This is a genomic window from Bordetella sputigena (genome assembly GCF_965137885.1).
Classification (GTDB): domain Bacteria; phylum Pseudomonadota; class Gammaproteobacteria; order Burkholderiales; family Burkholderiaceae_B; genus Bordetella_C; species Bordetella_C sputigena.
The window spans coordinates 95,609-113,532 of record NZ_CBCSCA010000002.1; the positions used below are offsets into that span (position 1 = coordinate 95,609).

Here is a 17,924-nt window from a genome sequence, read left to right on the forward strand (position 1 = left end):
GCTCAGCCCGCGGCCGCGCCGCGCAGGCCGGAGATCGTCAGGCGCGGTGACAGCGCGTCCTGGCTGACGCGCAGCTCCAGCAGCGCCGGCTTGCCCGCCGCCCGCGCTCGTTCGAAGGCAGCGGGGAAATCATCCGTGCGTTCGACCACCTCGCCATACGCCCCGTAGGCCTGCGCCATCCGGGCGAAGTCCGGATTGCGCAGTTCGGTGGCGCATACCCTGCCGGGATAATGGCGTTCCTGGTGCATGCGGATACTCCCGTACATGCCGTTGTTGACCACGATCACCAGGATATTCAGCCCGTACTGCACCGCCGTGGCCAGCTCCTGCCCGTTCATCAGGAAGCAGCCGTCGCCGGCGAAGCAGACCACGGTGCGATCGGGATGCGCCAGTTGGGCGGCCACCGCCGCCGGCATGCCGTAGCCCATGGTGCCGCTGGTGGGCGCCAGCTGGGTGCGCATCCCCCGGTACTGGTAGAAGCGCTGCACCCACAGGGTGTAATTGCCGGCGCCATTGGTGATGATGGCGTCGGCCGGCAGGTGCTCGCGCAGGAAAACCATGACGCGGCCCATATCGACCGGGCCCGGCATGGCGCCGGGTTGCAGATTGTCCAGATAATCGGCGCGCGCGCTTTGCGTCCATTCCCGCCAGGGCGCGGGCGCGGCGGGCGCCGGCAGGGCCGCGGCGGCGGCGGCGAATGCCGGCATGGCGGCGTTCATGATGAGATCGGCGTGGTAGACATGCCCCAGCTCTTCCGGATCCGCGTGGATGTGGATCAGGCTTTGCGCGGGGCGCGGCACGTCCAGCAGGGTATAGCCGTTGGTGGTGGTTTCGCCCAGGCGCGCGCCGACGGCCAGGATGAGGTCGGCTTCCTTGATGCGCCGGGCCAGGCGCGGGTCCATGCCCAGGCCCGCTTCGCCGACGTAGTTCGGATGCTGGTTGTCCAGCAGGTCCTGGCGGCGGAAGGCGCAGGCCACCGGCAGATCGAAGGCCGCGGCGAACGCGCCCAGGTTTTCGCTGGCCTGGCGCGTCCAGCCGCCGCCCCCCAGGATGACCAGCGGCCGCCGCGCCCGCGCCAGGCGCTCGCCCATTTCGCGCATGGCGTCGGCGGGCGGACTGGCCTGGGCGCGCTGGAACGGCGGGCTGTCCGCGACGGCGGCGCTTTCCGCCAGCATGTCCTCCGGCAGCGCCAGGACCACCGGGCCCGGACGTCCCGATGTCGCGACATGGAAGGCACGGTTGATGTATTCCGGGATGCGCGCCGCGCTATCAATCTGGTCCACCCACTTGGCGATGTGGCCATACATGTGCCGATAGTCGATTTCCTGCCAGGCTTCGCGGCCCATGCAATCGCGGGCTACCTGGCCGACGAACAGGATTAGGGGCGTGGAATCCTGCCGCGCGGTGTGCACGCCGATGCTGGCATTGGTGGCGCCCGGGCCGCGCGTGACGAAGCAGATGCCCGGCTTGCCGGTCAGTTTGCCGTGGGCCTCCGCCATATGGGCCGCCCCGCCCTCCTGCCGGCACACCACCAGGCGGATGGCGTCGCGCGCGTCATGGAAGGCGTCGATGGCCGCCAGAAAGCTTTCGCCGGGCACGCAGAAGGCCGTGTCGACGCCATGAATGCGCAGCGCGTCTATCAGGATCTGGCCGCCGGTGCGGGATGCGGGCTGGGTGGGGGTCATGGTGTCTCCTTATCAATTATCAATAGTCGATGCCGCCGCGCGCGCGGTCCGCGATGTTGTCCGCCATGCGCGCATCGGCGCCGTCCGCGATGTCGCCCGCCATGCGCGCGGCGCCCGCGCGTACATGCCGGTCAGTACGCATGCCTCGGCCTGCGTCCGCGCCGGCCATGGTCGTGGAAGCCGCCGGGCCGGCGCCGTGCGCGGCCGATAGCGGGGTATCCGCGCGGCACAGGAAGCCGTGCCGCAGGCCCGCCACGTCGGGGCAGCCGAGCAAGGCCAGATCGACATCGATCTCGCGGCGCAGCAGCGTCAGCGCGTGGGCAACGCCGCGCTGGCCGCCGGCAGCCAATCCATACAAGGCGGGCCGGCCGACGAAGGCCGCGGCGGCTCCCAGCGCCAAGGCCTTGAGCACGTCCGTGCCGCGGCGCACGCCACCGTCCAGGAGCAATGTCAGCCCCGGCGCGGCGGCGGCGATGGCCGGCAGCGCGTCCAGCGATGCGATGCTGCCGTCCAGCTGCCGGCCGCCATGGTTCGACACGAAAATGCCGTCCAGGCCGAGCGCGCTCGCGGTCGCCGCGTCCTGCGCGCGCAGCACGCCCTTGACCAGCAGGCGGCCGCGCCAGCGGTCGCGTATCCACGCGATCTCCTCCCAGGTCATGGCGGCGCGGCCCGCCCGATGGTCGCCCCGCGTCGCCGTGATGATGGGCCCGCCCCGGTCGGCGGTGAAGTTCTCGAAATGCGGAATGCCCTGCCGCAGCAGCGTGCGCGCAAAGGTCTGCAGGGCCCAGCGCGGCCGGATGGCGCCGCCCCACAGCAGGCGCGGGCTCAGCCGCAAGGGAATGCTGAAGCCGTTGCGCAGTTCGTTCTCGCGCGTGGAGGCGATGGGCACGTCCACCGTTACCACCAGCACCGGTATGCCGGCCCGTTCCAGCCTTTGCAGCAAGGGCGCGATCACGTCACGCCGCGCGGGCAGATAGCCCTGGTACCACATGTCCGGATTGGCGGCGGCCACGCGCTCCAGCGGCGTCGTCGACGCGGCGCTGAGCACGAAAGGCACCTGCGCGGCGCGCGCCGCCTGGGCCAGCGCCACGTCGCCGTCGTAGCCGCACAGGCTGACCACGCCCATGGGGCTGATGCCGATGGGCGAGGCATAGCGCACGCCGAACAGCTCCACCGCCTGCGAGCGCACCGAGACGTCGACCAGCGGCCGCGGCAGGAAGCGCCAGCGATCAAAGGCGTCGCGATTGGCGCGCAGCGAAGCGTGATCCTCGCTGGCGCCGCTGACGTAGCCGTAGATGCTGGGCGGCAGACGGCGCCGGGCGGCGTCCGCCAGGTCGGCGATGGACAGGGCCGATTCCACGGGCATGGCGTGTCCCTCCTCGTTATCGAGCCACGGCGCCCGCGCCCCGCGCGCCGGGCCGGCCCGCGCCGGCGTCGATGCCTCCGGCGGTTTCCGGAACGATGAACGCGCCGATCAGGTACACCAGCGTAATGCCGGCGATGAAGCAGGCCAGCGTGAGCGGCAGGTCCGCGGGCGTGCCGGCGAACAGCGAGACGAAGGTCGGCATCATGCCGCCGATGGCGAAACCCATGTTCCAGGATAAACCCGTGCCGGTGGCGCGCACTTCGGTGGGAAAGCGTTCATTCAGGAAGATCAGGATGGGCGCGTAGCCGATGCTGCCCAGCGCGCTGAGCAGCACCACATAGGCGCCAGCCGTCATCGTACTGGTCGTCCCGGGCAACAGCATGTACAGCGTGGGACTCGCCAGCAGCTGCAGGATGCCGACGACGATAAACGTGCGCTTGCGTCCGATCAGCGTGCTCAGATGCCCGATGAGGATGCTAGCCACCACCACGACGACGCTGCCCAGCATGAGCATGGCGGCGGCCGTCCCGTTGGGCACCTGGTTGACCACCTTCAGGAAAGTCGGCAGATAGCCGGACGTCAGGTAATAGCTGCTGCCGCCGCCCAGCGTCAGCAGCAGATTGACGAACAGGATGCCGCGATAGTCGCGCGAAAAAATGGCGCGCAGCGGGGAACGTGCAAGCCCCTGCGCCGGCGCGCCATCCGCGCGTCCGGCCTGCGCGGCGCGCGCTGCCTTTTGCGCGGCCAGCGTCTTCCATAGCGGCGATTCCTCCAGGCGGCTGAAGACGAACAGTCCCAGCAGCGAGCTGATGATGCCGGTAAAGAACATGCAGCGCCATCCCCAGGTATCGAAGCTGGGGCCGGGGAACAGGGCCGACATCGCCAGGTACGTCAGCGAAGCCAGCAAAGCGCCCACGCCGGCGCCGCCGCCGCCGATCAAGCCCGACACGGCGCCGCGGTGCCGCTCGGCCACCGACTCGGTGCCTATGGTGTGGGTGGACGCCACGACGCCGCCGACGAACACGCCTTGCACCAGCCGCAGCACCAGGAACAGGATGGGCGCCAGCAGGCCGGCCTGGGCCACGGTGGGCAGCAGGCCGAAGGCGGCGGTGGACACACCGACGCCCACGACGGCCACCGTCATGGCGCCCTTGCGGCCCTTGCGGTCGGCGTAGGAGCCGAACAGCGCCGACCCCAGCGGGCGCATCAGCAGCGTCACGGCGAAGGACGCATAGACCGCCGCCAGGGACAACATGGCGTGCTCGGATGGAAAGAACAGCCGCCCCACCACGGGAGCGACATAGAGCAGGACGAACAGATCGAACAGGTCGAGCGCCCACCCCATGCACGACGCGACCACCGCGCCGATGACTTGCCGGTTGCTCGGCGGCGTCGCCGTCTCCTGGATTACCGCGGACATTTGGTCTCCTCTTTGATTGTCGCGCCGCGCGCCTTGCGCGGCGATGCTGCGTATGGCGGGCTCATCACGGCGTGCCGGCCCGTGCCTGGCGCGCCATGGCGTCGGCGATTTTTTCGGCGATCATGATGGTCGGGATATTGGTATTGGCCGCGGGCAGCCGCGGCATCAGCGATGCATCCACGACCCGCAGGCCGGGTACGCCGTGGACGCGGCCCTGCGTATCGGTCACGGCCGCGCGGTCGCGCGCATCGCCCATGCGGCAGGTGCCGCTGGCATGCCAGACGCCGAACACGTACGACTTGATGAAGTCGGCCAGCGCGCGGTCGTCGGCCAGCAGCGGCGCCATGCGCAGGCCGCGCGTGACGAAACGCTCGATCAGTCCCTGGCGCAACGGGCCTGCCGCGTCCAGCGCCGCGCCTAGCGCCGCGGTCAGCCAGGCATTGCCGCGGCCGACGCGGCTCAGCGCCTTGACGCGCGGCGAGAACGCGGCGGGAAAGAAGTCGCGCGGGTCGCCGCCGAAACCGGCGGCGCGCACCACCCCGGCCAGCATGCGCACGCCGACCATCAAGCGCGCCATATCGCGCTCGTCGTCCAGCAGATTCAGGTCCACGCGCGGCGGCGCCTGCGGATCGACCGGATCCAGCGCTACGCGGCCGCGCGAGTATGGCCGGTTGCACCACAGGAAAAACAGGCCGAGGCGGCTGCCCAATGCATGCCAGGCCGCGCGCGTCGCGCTGGACAGGTACAGGTCGGAGGCCTCGCAGCCCGGCACGCCGGAAGACAGGCGCGCGGCCGTCATGCTGGCGCGGCGCTGCGTCCGCGGCGCACGCCAGCGCGGCGCCAGGTAATGGCAGAACGTCAAGGAAGGATGGTCCTGCAGGTTGCGGCCCACGCCGGGCAGGTCCGCCACACAGGATATGCCCAGGGCGTGCAGGCCGGCGGCATCGCCGATGCCCGCGCGCAGCATCAGCGCGGGCGTCTGCAGCGCGCCCGCGCACAACACGACCTCGCGCGCGGCCAATTCCAGCCGGGCGCCGCTGCCCGCATCGCGCGCCGACACGCCCGTCGCGCGGCCACGGTCCATCCGTATCCCTTCCACCCGCACCCTGGCCAGGATGTCCAGATTGGAACGCGCGCGCGTGGCGGCATCCAGATAGGCGGTGGCGCTGGACACGCGGCTATCGTCCCGATTGGAAAAGGCGCCCGGAAAGCAGCCGTCGCCGAACTCGCCGTTCTGGTCACGCAGCAGCGGCAACCCGTTGCGGCGCAGGCCATCGGCGAAGGCCGTGCAGAACGGCGGCCAGTCGGCCGGCGCGATGCGCCGTATCGCGATCGGCCCGTCGCGGCCATGCAGGTCGCCATCGGGAAAATCCAGGTCGCATTCCAGCCGGCGGAAGTACGGCAGTACATCGTCCCACCCCCAGCCGGCGGCGCCGCTCGCGGCCCAATCGTCGTAGTCGCGCGGCAGGCCGCGGTTGGCCGACTGCACATTGATGCTGGAGCCGCCGCCCATCACCCTGCCCTGCTCATAGACGCGCGGCGGCGCGCCGGCCGTGGGGCTGGCCTTCAGCTCCGGCCAGATCCAGCGATCGCCGCAGAAGACCGGCATGGGGTAGCTGTCGAGGATCTCCGGCGGCACGCGGCCGGGCGGCGTGTCGTCGCCGGCTTCGAGCAAGGCCACGCGCACGTCCGGCCGCGCGGACAGCCGATGCGCCAGCACGCAGCCGGCCGATCCGCCCCCCACGATCACATAGTCGTACATCGCGCCTGGCGAGCCCGCCATCGACGCCTCCTGGTCATGAAAAGGGTTGGCGATGATGCGGCCTCAACTGCCGCGGAAGGTCGGCGCGCGCTTGCCGTGGAAGGCCTCGACGCCCTCGCGGAAATCGTCGCTGCTGCGCAGGCGGCTATAGCAATGCCCTTCCAGCTCGATGGATGCCGACAGCGAGGCGTCCTCGGTGTCGTTCAGCAGCTTCTTGGCGGTGCGCTGCGCCAGGGGCGAGAAGCCCACCAGTTCGGCCACCAGCTTGTCGGTGGCGGCTTCCAGCTGGCCGTCGGGCACGATTTCCGTTGCGATGCCCCAGTCGTAGGCCTGCTGGCCGGAGATCCGGCGCGAACGCATGACCACGTCCTTGGTGCGCGTGATGCCGACCATTTTCTGCAGGCGCGCCGAGCCGCCGGAGCCTGGTATCTGGCCGAGCTTTTGTTCGGGAAGCGCGTACTGCGTAGTTTCGGTGACCAGGCGGAAATCGCAGGCCAGGGAGATCTCGAAACCGACGCCGAAGCAATAGCCGCGGTTGGCGGCGATCACCGGCTTGGCGCAGCGCGCCGGCGCGGCGATGTTCCAGGCCAGCTTGGACACGTGCTCGGGCGAGGCTTCCAGGAAGCCCTTGATGTCGCCGCCGCTGGAGAAATGTTCGCCGACGGCGCGCAGCACGATCACGCGCACGCGGTCGTCGGCATCCAGGGCCTCGAACACCAGGCGCAGCTGGTCGCGTTCCGCCATGGAGATGATGTTGAAGGGCGGCCGCTCCAGCACGATATCGGCGCGCGCCCGGGCCGCATCGATGTGGACCTGGAAGCCATCGAATTCGTCGAGCAGCGTGTGGGCGGGATGGTTGATTTGCGGCATCAGAGCAATCTCCTGATTCGGTTGGATGTTCAGTGGCCCGTATCCGGGGCGTCGCCGGAAGGACGCAGTCCTTCCCAGCGCCGCACGAGGCCGGCGGGTTCGATATCGAAAAGGTCCAGTACGCGGCCGACCGTGTGATCGACCATGTCTTCGATCGAGGTGGGACGCGCATAGAAGGCCGGCACGGGCGGCAGGATGATGCCGCCCATGGTCGTGACGGCGGTCATGTTCTGCAGATGCGCCAGGTTCAGCGGCGTTTCGCGCACCATCAGCACCAGCCGCCGCCGCTCTTTCAGCACCACGTCGGCGGCGCGGCTGACCAGATTGTCGGCAAGGCCGTGCGCCACGCTGGCCAGGGTCTTCATGGAGCAAGGCGCCACCACCATGCCGGCGGTGCGGAACGATCCGCTGGAAACCACCGCGCCGATGTTCTTGACGTTGTGCACCACGTCGGCCAGCGCCTCGATATCGCTACGGCGCATGTCCAGCTCCTGGGCGGCCGTCAAGGCGCCCGAGGCCGACATCACCAGGTGCGTTTCCCATTCCGGCATGGCCTTGAGCACTTGCAGCAGGCGCACGCCATAGACGGCGCCGCTGGCGCCGGTGATGGCGACGATCAGCCGCTGCGTCATTGCCCCGCCCCGGCGCCGGTGAAATCCACGCGCGCCGACGTATCGATCTCGGCCGCCAGGTCGACATCGTCTTCGCCCGGCACGCGCACCTTGGTGAATACATGTTCGTGATAGACCACCGGGCGGGTGGCGTCCAGGCCCATCTTGGCGCTGATGCCCTGCTGGTGGGACGGCGCCGTCTCGCCGTCGCCGCGATCCCAGCCGACGGTCGTGGACGGGTCCAGCACCGAACCCTGGGCCCCGGGGATCACCACCAGGTCGCGGTCGGCCTGGAAACGCGTGGCCACCGCCCATTCCACCTGCTGCGGATCGTGGACTTCCACGTCGTCATCGACGACGATGACCTGCTTGATGTCGTAGTGCGCGCCGAAGGCCGCGCAGATCACGTTCTTGGGCTGGCCTTCGTGCGTCTTGCGCAGCTTCACGTACAGGTGATAGCGCCCTACTCCGCCGATGGCCAGGTGCACGTCCAGTACGTTGGGAAAGCTGCGCTGCAGGTGCGCCAGCAGGGTCGCCTCGCGCGGGATGGAGCCCAGCAGCAGGTGCTCCATTTCCGCCGGAACGATGGTGTGGTAGATGGGATCGCGGCGATGCGTGATGGCGTCCACCGTGATGACCTCGCGCTCCTCGCGCGCGCTGTAGTACTTGGGAAACTCGCCGAACGGCCCTTCGGGTTCCAGCTCGCCCGGCACGATGCGGCCCTCGATGACGATCTCGCTGTCGGCCGGCACGCGCACCTCGTTGGTCCGGCACTTGACCACGCGCAGCGGCGCGCCGTGCAGGGCGCCGGCGATCTCCATTTCGTCGCTGTCCAGCGGCGCGATGGCCTGCGAGGCCAGCATGGTCAGGGGGTCAACGCCGATGGCCACGGCGACTTCCAGCGGCTGCTTGCGCGCCTCCGCTTCCTTGTAGAACGCCCACAGGTGACGCGGCAGCATCAGGATGGCCATGCGCGTCGGCGCGTGCACCTGGATGCGGTGTATCGACACATTCTGCGCGCCCGTGACGGGGTTGCGGGCGATGACCAGGCCGGCGGTGATGTAGGGCCCGTTGTCGTGCTCGCTGTGCGTGGGTACCGGCAGGATTTCGCGGACGTCGCGACCGCGGTGAATGACCTGCTGGCATGGGGCCTGGTCCTGCGGGATCTCCTGCCACGGGACCGGATGCTCGGCCGCGTCGCGGAAGCGTTGCAGCAGCTGCGATTCGGGCACGCCGATGGCTTCGGCGATCCAGGCGCGGCGCGCCATGAAACCCGAGACCACGGGCATCGCGTGGCCGCCGGGCTTGGGGAAGTAGGCCGCCTGCTTGCCGTCCAGGCGCTTGGCGATGGCCGCCAGGCGATGTTCCAGCGGCACGCCTTCGCGTATCACCGCCACGCGGCCGGTGCCGGCCAGATGGGCCAGCCAGTGGCGCAGGTCCGTGAACGGCGCGCCGGGTGCGGAAGAGGAAGATGCGCGGGTGCTCATGATGTTTCTCGGGCAGGGTTGGATGGCGCCGCGTCGGCCTGCGGGCACGGCGTGCCCAGGGCCTGGTATTCGCCCGCGGCCAGCTTGCGGCGCAGGATCTTGCCCACGGGCGATTTGGGAATGTCGGCGACGAAGACGTATTCGCGCGGCCGCTTGAAATTGGGCAGGTCCGACTGCCGGCAGTGCATGTCCAGGGCCTGCGCGTCCAGCGCGGGAAGCGCGTCGCTGCGCGTCACGAAGGCGACCACGCGCTGGCCCCAGCGCTCGTCCGGCAAGCCGGCCACGGCCACTTCCGCCACGCCGGGACACAGTGAAATCACCGATTCGATGTCGACGGGCGAAATGTTCTCGCCGCCGCTGATGATCATGTCGTCGACGCGGCCCGTCACGAAGAGGTCGCCATCGGCATCCAGGTAGCCGATGTCGCCGGTGTAGTACCAGCCGTCGCGCAGGGACTTGGCGTTGGCGTCCGGCCGTTTCCAATAGCCTTCGAAGGCTTCGTCGCCGCTCAGGTCGACAATGATCTGCCCTTCCTCGCCCACCGCGGTAACGTCCTGCGCGCCGCACGCGTCCAGGCGCACCACGCGCAGCCGGGTATTGATGCCGGCGCGCCCGGCGCTGCCGGGCTTGCGCAGGGCGTCCTGGTCTATGGAGAAGGTGTAGACCTCGGAAGAGCCGTAATGGTTGACGAAGATCCGGGGCTGGAAGGCGCGCTGCAAGCGTTGCAGCAGCGCGTCCTGCATGGGGGCGCCGGCGAAGCCCAGCTTGGTGACGGAGGCCAGGTCCGGGCCGGGTCCCGTGCCGCCGCCCTGCCGCTCGCGCTGCACCATCATGTCGTGGTAGAGCGTAGGCACCAGGTACAGGCAGGTCAGGCGTTCGCGCGCGATCAGGGCCAGCGCGCCCGCGGTGTCGAAGCGCGGCATGCAGACGAAGGCGCCGTCGACCAGGGCCATGGCCAGCAGCGAACGCACGCCCATGGTGTGGTACAGCGGCATGACGCCCAGCGTGCGCTCGCCGCGCCCGTACAGGTTCTGCGCCACATGGGCCAGTGCGGCGGCGCGTTCCTGGCGGTGGCGGCGCGGCACGCCCTTGGGCCTGCCGGTCGTGCCGGAGGTATACAGCATCAGGGAGAAATCGTCGGCGCGCGCTTGCGGTTCCAGCGCCGTGCCGGCATGGTCCAGCAGGTCGTCCCAGGTCAGGTCGGCGCCGGCCGGTGCGGCCGCGACGCCGCTGGCAGGCGTTATCCCGACGGCGATGCGCGGCAAGGGCCGCGCCGCCGCGCTGCCTTGCACCGCGTCCTGGCTGGCCTGCTCGTAAAAGATGGCCTTGACCTCGGCGTCGGTGACGCAGTAGTCGACTTCCTCCGGCTTGGCGCGCCAGTTCAGCGGGACGATGGTCACGCCCATGAACTGGCAGGCCCAATGGAGCGTGGCGGCCTGGTGGCGGTTCTGCAGGACGGAGAGCAGGCGGTCGCCGTGTCCCAGTCCCAGTTGCCGCAGCCCGGCGACCGTGCGCGCGATGTGATGGCTCCACGCGGCGTAATCCAGGCGCAGGTCGCCGTCGACCAGCGCCAGCGCGTGCGGGCTGCGCTCCACGCTTTGCAGAAAGGTTCTTCCTAGATCGAGCATGTCAGGATTCCGTAGACGACGTGACTGGGGACTCCGACGGCGCGGACGCGTCCGTCGCGGCGCGGCGCTGCGCGGCGGTCTCCAGGACCGCGCGCACGATGGGCGTGTATCCCGTGCAGCGGCACAGATGCCCCGACAACATCTCGCGGACTTCGGCCTCGGTCGGATCCGGGCGCCGGCGCAGGTAGTCGTCGCAGGACATCAGAATGCCGGCCGTGCAGAAGCCGCATTGCAGGGCATGGTGGCGCTGGAAGGCGGCCTGCAGGTCGGACAGCGGGCCGTCGGCGGCGCACAGTCCTTCGACCGTATCGACGCGCCGTCCTTCGGCCTGCACCGCCAGGGTCATGCACGAGCGCTGGGCGACGCCGTCGATCTGCACGGTGCAGGCGCCACAGACGCCGTGTTCGCAGCCGACGTGGGTACCGGTCGCGCCCAGGCCTTCGCGCAGGAAATCCGATAGCAGCGTGCGCGAGGCGCAGGGCGCGCCGCGTTCGACGCCATTCAATTGCAGCCGCACGGTGTGCAGGCTGTCGCGGGCGATCTGCTTCATGTGTTCGATGTCTCCATCACCTGGTGCAGCACCTGCCCGCCCAAACGCCGGACCAGATGGCGTCGGAAGCTGGCGCTGGCATGCGCGTCGCCCTGCGCTTCGAGCTGCCAGGCGAAATCGTTGAGGGCGGCCGCCAGATCCGCGCCGCGCAGATCGGCCGGCCAGCACGCCAGCCGCGGCCGGTCCGCCACGCCGCCCACGGCCAGGCGCAGCCCGTCGGGGCCGGCCACGGCGGCGACCGCGACGATGGCGAAATCGCCATGGCGCGCGGAGAACTCCGTGAAGGCGCAGCGCTGTCCCTTCACGGTCAGCGGAAACCGCACCTCCTCCAGCAATTCATCGGGCGCGCGCGCCGTCATCAGCATGCCCTGGAAGAAATCCTCCGCCGCCACCGTGCGCCGGCGCGCCGCGTTCCGCAGCACGACCTCGCCGCCCAGCGCCAGCAGGGCCAACGGCAGCTCCGCGCTGGGATCGGCATGCGCCACGGAGCCGCACACCGTGCCGCGATTGCGGATCTGGAAGTGCGAGATATACGGAAAGGCCTGCCGGAGCAGCGGGACTTCGCGCGCCAGCGTGTCACGCCACTCCACGCTGGCCTGCGTCGCGGCCGCGCCCACCGCCAGCATGCCGCCGCCGGTCCGCACATAATCCAGGTCGGCCGCGCGGGAAATATCGATCAGCGCGGCCGGCTGCGCCAGGCGCATGTTCAGCACCGCCATCAGCGATTGCCCGCCGGCCAGGATGCGGGCGTCCTCGCCCAGCTCGCGCAGTTGCGCCACGGCCTCGTCGGCGCTGTCGGCGCGCAGGTAGTCGAAAGCGGGCGGCTTCATCGCGATACTCCCAGGCGGCGCAGCAGGCGCCGCCACCAGGACGCGGGCGTGGCGGTGGCCGTGCCGGCACGCCCGCCGCCGGCGGCCTGGCGTCCCAATTGCTCGAACAGCTGACGCAAGACGATCTTGGCGGCGCCCTCCAACATGCGGCCGCCCACCGCCGCGACCTTGCCCGATACCTGGGCTTCATAGTCGTAGCGCAGCAGACAGCCGCCATCGCGCGGCTCCAGCGACACCAGGCCGCTGCCCTGCGCCGCGCCCATGCCGGACAGGCCGGAGCCCGCCAGCCGCAGGCGATGCGGCGGATCCAGGTCGCTCAGCGCCACCTCGGCCGCGTACCGGGCCTTGATCATGCCCACGCCCACCGTTACGTCGGCGCGGTAGCGGTGCGGCGCGATTTCTTCCAGGGCGTGGCATCCGGGGATCACGCGCGCCAGCGCGGCCGGATCCATCAGCACGTCGAATACGGCTTGCGGCGTCGCCGCCAGCTGGATCTCGCCGCGCGCCGACAAGGCCTTGCCGCCGGCTCGTCCCGCGCCCTGGCCGCCGCCGCCCTTGCCGGCCGCGCCGGTCTTGCCAACCGTGCTACCTGTGCCACTCGCGCCACCCGTGGCGTCCGGACCACCCGCACCGCCCGGGCCTGTAGCGCCATGACCCATGCCGCCCGACTCGCCCCATGCGCCGTCCGCGCCCGCCGTGGCCGCCTCCAGCGATGCCGCCACCGCCGCCGACGGCGGCGGATCGTCGATACCGAGCAGCGCCATCACACGCGCCGGCGTCAGGGGCAATTCGATGTCGGCGCAACCCAGCGCATCGGCCACCGCATTGGCGATACAAGGCGGCGTGCTCATGTTGTTGCCCTCACCCAGCCCCTTGGCGCCCAGCGGCGTGAAGGGACTGGGCGTTTCCAGGTGCAGGATCATCGGCTCGGGCACTTCGCAGGTGGTGGGCACCAGATAGTCCGCGAAGGTCCCGGTTTGGAAACTGCCGTCGGCGCCGTAGCGGAATTCCTCCATCAGGGCCGCGCCCAGCCCCTGGGCGAAGGCGCCACGGATCTGGCCGTCGGCCAGCGCCGGATTCAGCAAGGTGCCCGCATCGTGCGTCGTGACGTAGCGATCGATGCGCACGCGGCCCGTATCGCGATCGACCTCGACCGCGCAGATATCGAAGGCGAAGCCATAGGCCGCCGAGGTATTGACGCGATCGTCCTCGTCCGGCGCGGTCAGTTGCGGCGGCGTCCAGAAGGCGGTCTCGCGCAAGCCGGGCTCCTCGCCCGCGGGCAGCAGGCCCGGCGCCCAGTGCGGCCCGGCGGCGAAGCGCGAAAACGGCAGCGCGCGATCCGGCGCGTGGCGCGGATACACCTTGCCGCCTTCGAATTCGATGTCGCCGGGTTCGCACGCCAGCGCCGCCGCCGCGATGCGCGCCAGCTTGTCGCGCAGGCGCCGGCAGGCGATATGCAGCGTCCCCGCCACCGCGCCGGCGAAGCGGCTGGAATAGTTGCCCGCCGCTACCGACCACGCATCCTTGGTCGTGTCGAACTCCACGTTCACCATGACGTCTTCGAGCGCCACGCCGAAGACCTCCGCCGCGACCTGCGCGCACACGGTCCGATGCCCCTGCCCCGCCGGCGAAGACGCGACGGTGACGGTAATGCCGCCCAGCGGATCGATGGCCACGGTGGCGGCCGCGATGCCGCCGTTCTTGGGCCCGGCCTTGGCGCGCTGCTCGCGCGTCAGGGCCGTGGTGATGTAGCCCATATTGGAAATCGACGGCTCGACGATGGCGGCGAAGCCTATGCCGTACAGCCGGCCCTGCGCGCGCGCGACGGCCTGGCGGGCGCGCAGTTCGTCCAGCCCGCCCTCGCGCACGGCAAGCTCCAGCGCCTTCTGGTAATCGCCCGAGTCGATCAACGCGCCGGCCGCGGCGCGATACGGGAAGGCATCGCGCGCGATGAAATTGCGCCGGTAGACATCCAGCGGGTCCATGTCCAGCTCGACGGCGATACGCTGCGCCAGCCGTTCAAGCACGAAATAGGTCTGCGCGCCGCCGAAGCCGCGCACCAGACCGGTCGGGGTCTTGCTGGTCAGAACCACGCGGTTGCGCACGCGCAGGTGCTCGATCGCGTACGCGCCGGTCAGGCAGCCGTGCATGCGGTAGAAAGTGGCGGGCTCCGGCGCGCGCAGATAGCCGCCGCAATCGTCGAACTGGTCGAGCGACAGGGCCAGGATGCGTCCGTCCTCCGCGACCGCCGCCTCCGCATGACACAAGCGCGCGGTGGCCGAGGTGGCCGCCGCCAGATGTTCCAGGCGATCTTCCACCCATTTCACGGGCGCGCCGGCCTTGCGCGCCGCCAGGCACATCAGCACGACGGCGCTCATCACCGCCTGCTTGACGCCGAAGCTGCCGCCGGAATCGGCGAAAGTGCGGTGGCGCAGCCGGTTGCCCGGCACTTTCAGGGCCATGGCCATCACGGTATGCAGCGAGAACGGCCCCATGAAATTCGACTGGACGTCGTAGCCGTCCTGCTCGGAAATGTATTGCGCCACCACCACGGCGGTTTCGATGGGCGTGCACGAATTGCGCGGGTAGCGCAGCGTCAGCGCCACGCGCCGCGGCGCGGCCGCGAACGCGCCGTCCGGATCGCCATAGCAGAAGTCGCGATCGCTGACCACGTTGCTGCCGACCTGCTCATGCAGCACCGGCGCGTCCGGCGCGATGGCGCTTTCGATATCGATGACCGCGGGCAGCGGCTCGTAGTCGGCTTCCACCAGCTCGGCCGCGTCTTCCGCCAGATAGCGGCTTTCCGCCACCACCACGGCCACCGGCTCCCCCACGTAGCGCACCTTGTCCACGGCCAGCGCCCACAGGTCCATCGGCTGCTTGACGCCGACGATGAAGGGCTTGGACCAGCGGCGCACATCGGCGCCGGTCAACACCGCGCGCACGCCCGGCATCGCTTCGGCGCGCGACGCGCGGACCTCGATCAGCCGCGCATGCGCATGCGGCGAACGCACCACCGCGGCATGCAGGGTGCCGGGCCGAAGCGCCGCATCGTCGCCATAGCTGCCGCGGCCGGTCAGCAGCGCGCGGTCCTCGACGCGCGCGGCGGCGCGTCCAAGATGACGCCCGCGGTCCGGCGCGGTTGCGGAGGTGGGATCCAGCGTGGTAACCGTCATGGTGCTGCGCTCACTCGGCCCGGATGCCGGCCTTCTTGATCACCGGCTCCCATTTGGCGTCCTGGGCCTGGAAGAATTTGTCGAAGTCCGCCGTGGAGCCGCCCAGTATCTGCACGCCCTGCGCGTCGAAAACCGACTTCACGTCCGCATCCTGCAGGGCTTTGTTCAGTTGCGTGTTGAGCTTCTCGACGATGGCCTTGGGCGTGCCGCGCGGCACCGCCAGGCCATACCACACCGAGACCTCGAAGCCGGGATAGCCTTGTTCGGCGACTGTCGGGATGTCGGGCACCGAGGGCAGGCGCTTGGCCGTGGTGATGCCCAACGCGCGCATCTTGCCCGCCTTGATCTGCGGCAAGGCGTTCGGCAGGTTGTCGAACATGACGTCGACCTGCCCGCCCAGCAAGGCAGTGACCATGGGCGCGCTGCCCTTGTACGGGATCTGATTCATGTCCGTACCGGTCACGTTCTTGAAGTATTCCATCGCCAGATGCAGCGAGGTGCCATTGCCGGCGGACGCATAGTTCATCTTGCCCGGGTTGGCCTTGGCCCTGGCCACCAGGTCGGGCAAGGACTTGATGGGCGATTCGCTGCGCACCAGCAGTACGTTGGGTGTCTGCCCCGCCAGCAATACCGGCACGAAGTCGCGCTTCGTGTCATAGGGCAGCTTGGAATAGATGTACTGGTTCACCACCAGCGGGAATCCCACGACCACCAGCGTATAGCCGTCCGGGTTGGCGCGGGCGCCCGCTTCCGTGCCCACCACGGTGCCGGCGCCGGGCCGGTTTTCCACGATGACGGGCTGGTGCCAGGCGTCGGTCAGCTTCTTGCCCAGCACGCGCGCCATGGTGTCGTTGAAGCCGCCCGGCGTATACGGCACGATGATGCGCATCGCGTTGTCCGGGTAATTGGTCGCGGATGCGCCCTCCGCGGCCAGCGCTACGTTGGCGCTGCCCAACGCCAGGCCCAGGCACGCCGCGGCCAGTACCGCGCCGCAGCGGCGCGCGATGTTCATGGATTGCATATGTCCCTCCTCGTTATAGATATATGCCGGCCTGGACCGATGTCCGGACGGCCGTGCTCTCAAGCCACGCCCACCTGCTGGTAGATGTGCTTGATTTCCTGGAAATCGATCAATGCGTCGTAGCCATGCAGGCGGCCCAGGCCGCTGCGGCGATAGCCGCCTGTTTCGGCCTCCGCGAACAGCTTGTTGTGTTCGTTGATCCACACCGTGCCGTTCTTCAGCGCCCGCGCCACGCGCATGGCGCGGGCGCCGTCGCGCGTCCAGACGCTGGCCGACAGGCCGTATTCCGAATGATTGGCGCGCGCGATGGCCTCGGCCTCGTCCTCGAAGCGTTCGATCACCACCAGCGGTCCGAATATTTCTTCCTGGATGAAGAAGGCGTGCGTATCGCGATGCGCGACCAGCGTCGGACTCAGGAAGGCGCCGCCCGCCAGCGCGCCGCCCAGCCGCTCGCCGCGCAGCACCACTTCGTCGGCGGCGTCCATGGCCTGCGCGATGCGCGCGCCCACGCTATCGGCGGCGGCCGCGTCGATCAGCGGCCCCATGCCGACGCCTTCGGCCAGGCCAGGCCCGACCCGCTGCGCGCGCAGCGCATCGGCCAGGGCCTGCTTCATGGCCTCGTAGTGCCGCGCATGCACCAGCACCCGGCGCGCGGCCGTGCATTGCTGGCCGCTGATGATGGTGGCGGCCGCGGCCAGCGCGGGCGCCACCGTGGCGATGTCGGCGTCATCGAACACCAGGCAGGACGATTTTCCGCCCAGTTCCAGCGAAAGCTTTTTCATGGTCGGCGCGGCCGCGGCCATGATGCGCTGGCCGACGGCGTTCGAGCCGGTGAAGCTGATGACATCCACGTCCGGCGACTCCACCAGCCGCGCGGCCACCTCGTGTCCCGCTTCACTGACCAGATTCACGACGCCGGGCGGCAGGCCTTGCGCCTCATGCAGGGCGGCGAGCAGCGCCGCGCTGAGCAGCGCCGTTTGCGGCGCCGGCTTGATGACGGCGGTGCAGCCCGCCGCCAGCGCGGGCGCCAGCGAACGGATCAGCAGCACGGCCGGCGCGTTCCACGGCACGATGATGCCCGCCACGCCGGCCGGCTCCTTCAGCAGCGTCGAGAACGCGCCGGGTTCGACTTCGAATACATGGCCCGGCATATAGCGCGTCAGGCCGGCGTAATAGCGGATCTCCGACACGGCGCCGGCGATCTCGCCGCGCGACTGCGCCAGCACCTTGCCGTTCTCCGATGTCAGCAGGCGCGCCAGCGGGTCGGCGCGCGCTTCCATGGCGTCGGCCCAGCGCAGCATGACCATCTGGCGCAGGCGCGGGTCGCGCGCCCACGACGGCCGGTCGAAGGCGCGCCGCGCGGCGGCGATGGCGGCATCCGCGTCGGCGCGCGCGGAAGCGGCGTAGCGCCCCAGCACGGCGCCATCCGCGGGGTTGACGCTATCGCCCCATTGCCCGGCCTGGGCGTCCTGCCACCGTCCGTCGATCAGATTGTTCGCCTGCGTATAGTCCATGTTG

13 protein-coding genes are annotated in these 17,924 nt (G+C 69.9%); all 13 read right to left on the minus strand.

Annotated elements, in window-relative coordinates:
* Window positions 1-2: 2 nt before the first annotated feature.
* Window positions 3-1,685, minus strand: coding sequence for a thiamine pyrophosphate-binding protein (locus tag ACNA0R_RS03630; protein WP_415824552.1), 1,683 nt, complete (start codon window positions 1,683-1,685; stop codon window positions 3-5).
* A 19-nt stretch (window positions 1,686-1,704) separates the two neighbouring features.
* Window positions 1,705-3,051: an alpha-hydroxy acid oxidase gene (locus ACNA0R_RS03635; RefSeq protein ID WP_415824553.1), complete on the minus strand. Its 1,347-nt coding sequence runs from the start codon at window positions 3,049-3,051 to the stop codon at window positions 1,705-1,707.
* Window positions 3,052-3,067: 16 nt separating this feature from the next.
* Window positions 3,068-4,471 carry an MFS transporter gene (locus ACNA0R_RS03640; RefSeq protein ID WP_415824554.1) on the minus strand — a complete coding sequence of 468 codons (1,404 nt, stop codon included), beginning with the start codon at window positions 4,469-4,471 and terminating at the stop codon, window positions 3,068-3,070.
* 64 nt (window positions 4,472-4,535) lie between these two features.
* Complete coding sequence (locus tag ACNA0R_RS03645; RefSeq protein ID WP_415824555.1) at window positions 4,536-6,254, minus strand: GMC family oxidoreductase; 1,719 nt, start codon at window positions 6,252-6,254, stop codon at window positions 4,536-4,538.
* Window positions 6,255-6,296: 42 nt separating this feature from the next.
* Entirely contained in the window at window positions 6,297-7,103 is an 807-nt protein-coding gene (locus ACNA0R_RS03650) for an enoyl-CoA hydratase/isomerase family protein (RefSeq protein WP_415824556.1), read from the minus strand.
* Window positions 7,104-7,132: 29 nt separating this feature from the next.
* Window positions 7,133-7,735 (minus strand): UbiX family flavin prenyltransferase, encoded by a 603-nt coding sequence (locus ACNA0R_RS03655; protein ID WP_415824557.1) that lies wholly within the window; start codon window positions 7,733-7,735, stop codon window positions 7,133-7,135.
* Window positions 7,732-9,201 carry a UbiD family decarboxylase gene (locus ACNA0R_RS03660; protein ID WP_415824558.1) on the minus strand — a complete coding sequence of 490 codons (1,470 nt, stop codon included), beginning with the start codon at window positions 9,199-9,201 and terminating at the stop codon, window positions 7,732-7,734. The genes ACNA0R_RS03655 and ACNA0R_RS03660 overlap by 4 nt, the downstream gene beginning before the upstream one ends.
* Window positions 9,198-10,829: an AMP-binding protein gene (locus ACNA0R_RS03665; protein ID WP_415824559.1), complete on the minus strand. Its 1,632-nt coding sequence runs from the start codon at window positions 10,827-10,829 to the stop codon at window positions 9,198-9,200. The genes ACNA0R_RS03660 and ACNA0R_RS03665 overlap by 4 nt, the downstream gene beginning before the upstream one ends.
* A gap of 1 nt (window position 10,830) precedes the next feature.
* Window positions 10,831-11,379: a (2Fe-2S)-binding protein gene (locus ACNA0R_RS03670; protein WP_415824560.1), complete on the minus strand. Its 549-nt coding sequence runs from the start codon at window positions 11,377-11,379 to the stop codon at window positions 10,831-10,833.
* Window positions 11,376-12,209: an FAD binding domain-containing protein gene (locus tag ACNA0R_RS03675; RefSeq protein WP_415824561.1), complete on the minus strand. Its 834-nt coding sequence runs from the start codon at window positions 12,207-12,209 to the stop codon at window positions 11,376-11,378. The genes ACNA0R_RS03670 and ACNA0R_RS03675 overlap by 4 nt, the downstream gene beginning before the upstream one ends.
* Window positions 12,206-15,385: a xanthine dehydrogenase family protein molybdopterin-binding subunit gene (locus tag ACNA0R_RS03680; RefSeq protein WP_415824562.1), complete on the minus strand. Its 3,180-nt coding sequence runs from the start codon at window positions 15,383-15,385 to the stop codon at window positions 12,206-12,208. The genes ACNA0R_RS03675 and ACNA0R_RS03680 overlap by 4 nt, the downstream gene beginning before the upstream one ends.
* Before the next feature lie 10 nt (window positions 15,386-15,395).
* Window positions 15,396-16,406 (minus strand): Bug family tripartite tricarboxylate transporter substrate binding protein, encoded by a 1,011-nt coding sequence (locus ACNA0R_RS03685; protein WP_415824563.1) that lies wholly within the window; start codon window positions 16,404-16,406, stop codon window positions 15,396-15,398.
* A 59-nt stretch (window positions 16,407-16,465) separates the two neighbouring features.
* Window positions 16,466-17,920, minus strand: a complete 1,455-nt coding sequence (locus ACNA0R_RS03690; RefSeq protein ID WP_415824564.1) for an aldehyde dehydrogenase family protein — start codon at window positions 17,918-17,920, stop codon at window positions 16,466-16,468.
* Between the last annotated feature and the right edge of the window lie 4 nt (window positions 17,921-17,924).

What these genes read in the sequence shown, in the direction of transcription:
- ACNA0R_RS03630 (WP_415824552.1), bottom strand. Translation starts at nt 1,685, where the DNA reads ATGACCCCCACCCAGCCCGCATCCCGCACCGGCGGCCAGATCCTGATA.
- ACNA0R_RS03635 (WP_415824553.1), bottom strand. Translation starts at nt 3,051, where the DNA reads ATGCCCGTGGAATCGGCCCTGTCCATCGCCGACCTGGCGGACGCCGCC.
- ACNA0R_RS03640 (WP_415824554.1), bottom strand. Translation starts at nt 4,471, where the DNA reads ATGTCCGCGGTAATCCAGGAGACGGCGACGCCGCCGAGCAACCGGCAA.
- ACNA0R_RS03645 (WP_415824555.1), bottom strand. Translation starts at nt 6,254, where the DNA reads ATGGCGGGCTCGCCAGGCGCGATGTACGACTATGTGATCGTGGGGGGC.
- ACNA0R_RS03650 (WP_415824556.1), bottom strand. Translation starts at nt 7,103, where the DNA reads ATGCCGCAAATCAACCATCCCGCCCACACGCTGCTCGACGAATTCGAT.
- ACNA0R_RS03655 (WP_415824557.1), bottom strand. Translation starts at nt 7,735, where the DNA reads ATGACGCAGCGGCTGATCGTCGCCATCACCGGCGCCAGCGGCGCCGTC.
- ACNA0R_RS03660 (WP_415824558.1), bottom strand. Translation starts at nt 9,201, where the DNA reads ATGAGCACCCGCGCATCTTCCTCTTCCGCACCCGGCGCGCCGTTCACG.
- ACNA0R_RS03665 (WP_415824559.1), bottom strand. Translation starts at nt 10,829, where the DNA reads ATGCTCGATCTAGGAAGAACCTTTCTGCAAAGCGTGGAGCGCAGCCCG.
- ACNA0R_RS03670 (WP_415824560.1), bottom strand. Translation starts at nt 11,379, where the DNA reads ATGAAGCAGATCGCCCGCGACAGCCTGCACACCGTGCGGCTGCAATTG.
- ACNA0R_RS03675 (WP_415824561.1), bottom strand. Translation starts at nt 12,209, where the DNA reads ATGAAGCCGCCCGCTTTCGACTACCTGCGCGCCGACAGCGCCGACGAG.
- ACNA0R_RS03680 (WP_415824562.1), bottom strand. Translation starts at nt 15,385, where the DNA reads ATGACGGTTACCACGCTGGATCCCACCTCCGCAACCGCGCCGGACCGC.
- ACNA0R_RS03685 (WP_415824563.1), bottom strand. Translation starts at nt 16,406, where the DNA reads ATGCAATCCATGAACATCGCGCGCCGCTGCGGCGCGGTACTGGCCGCG.
- ACNA0R_RS03690 (WP_415824564.1), bottom strand. Translation starts at nt 17,920, where the DNA reads ATGGACTATACGCAGGCGAACAATCTGATCGACGGACGGTGGCAGGAC.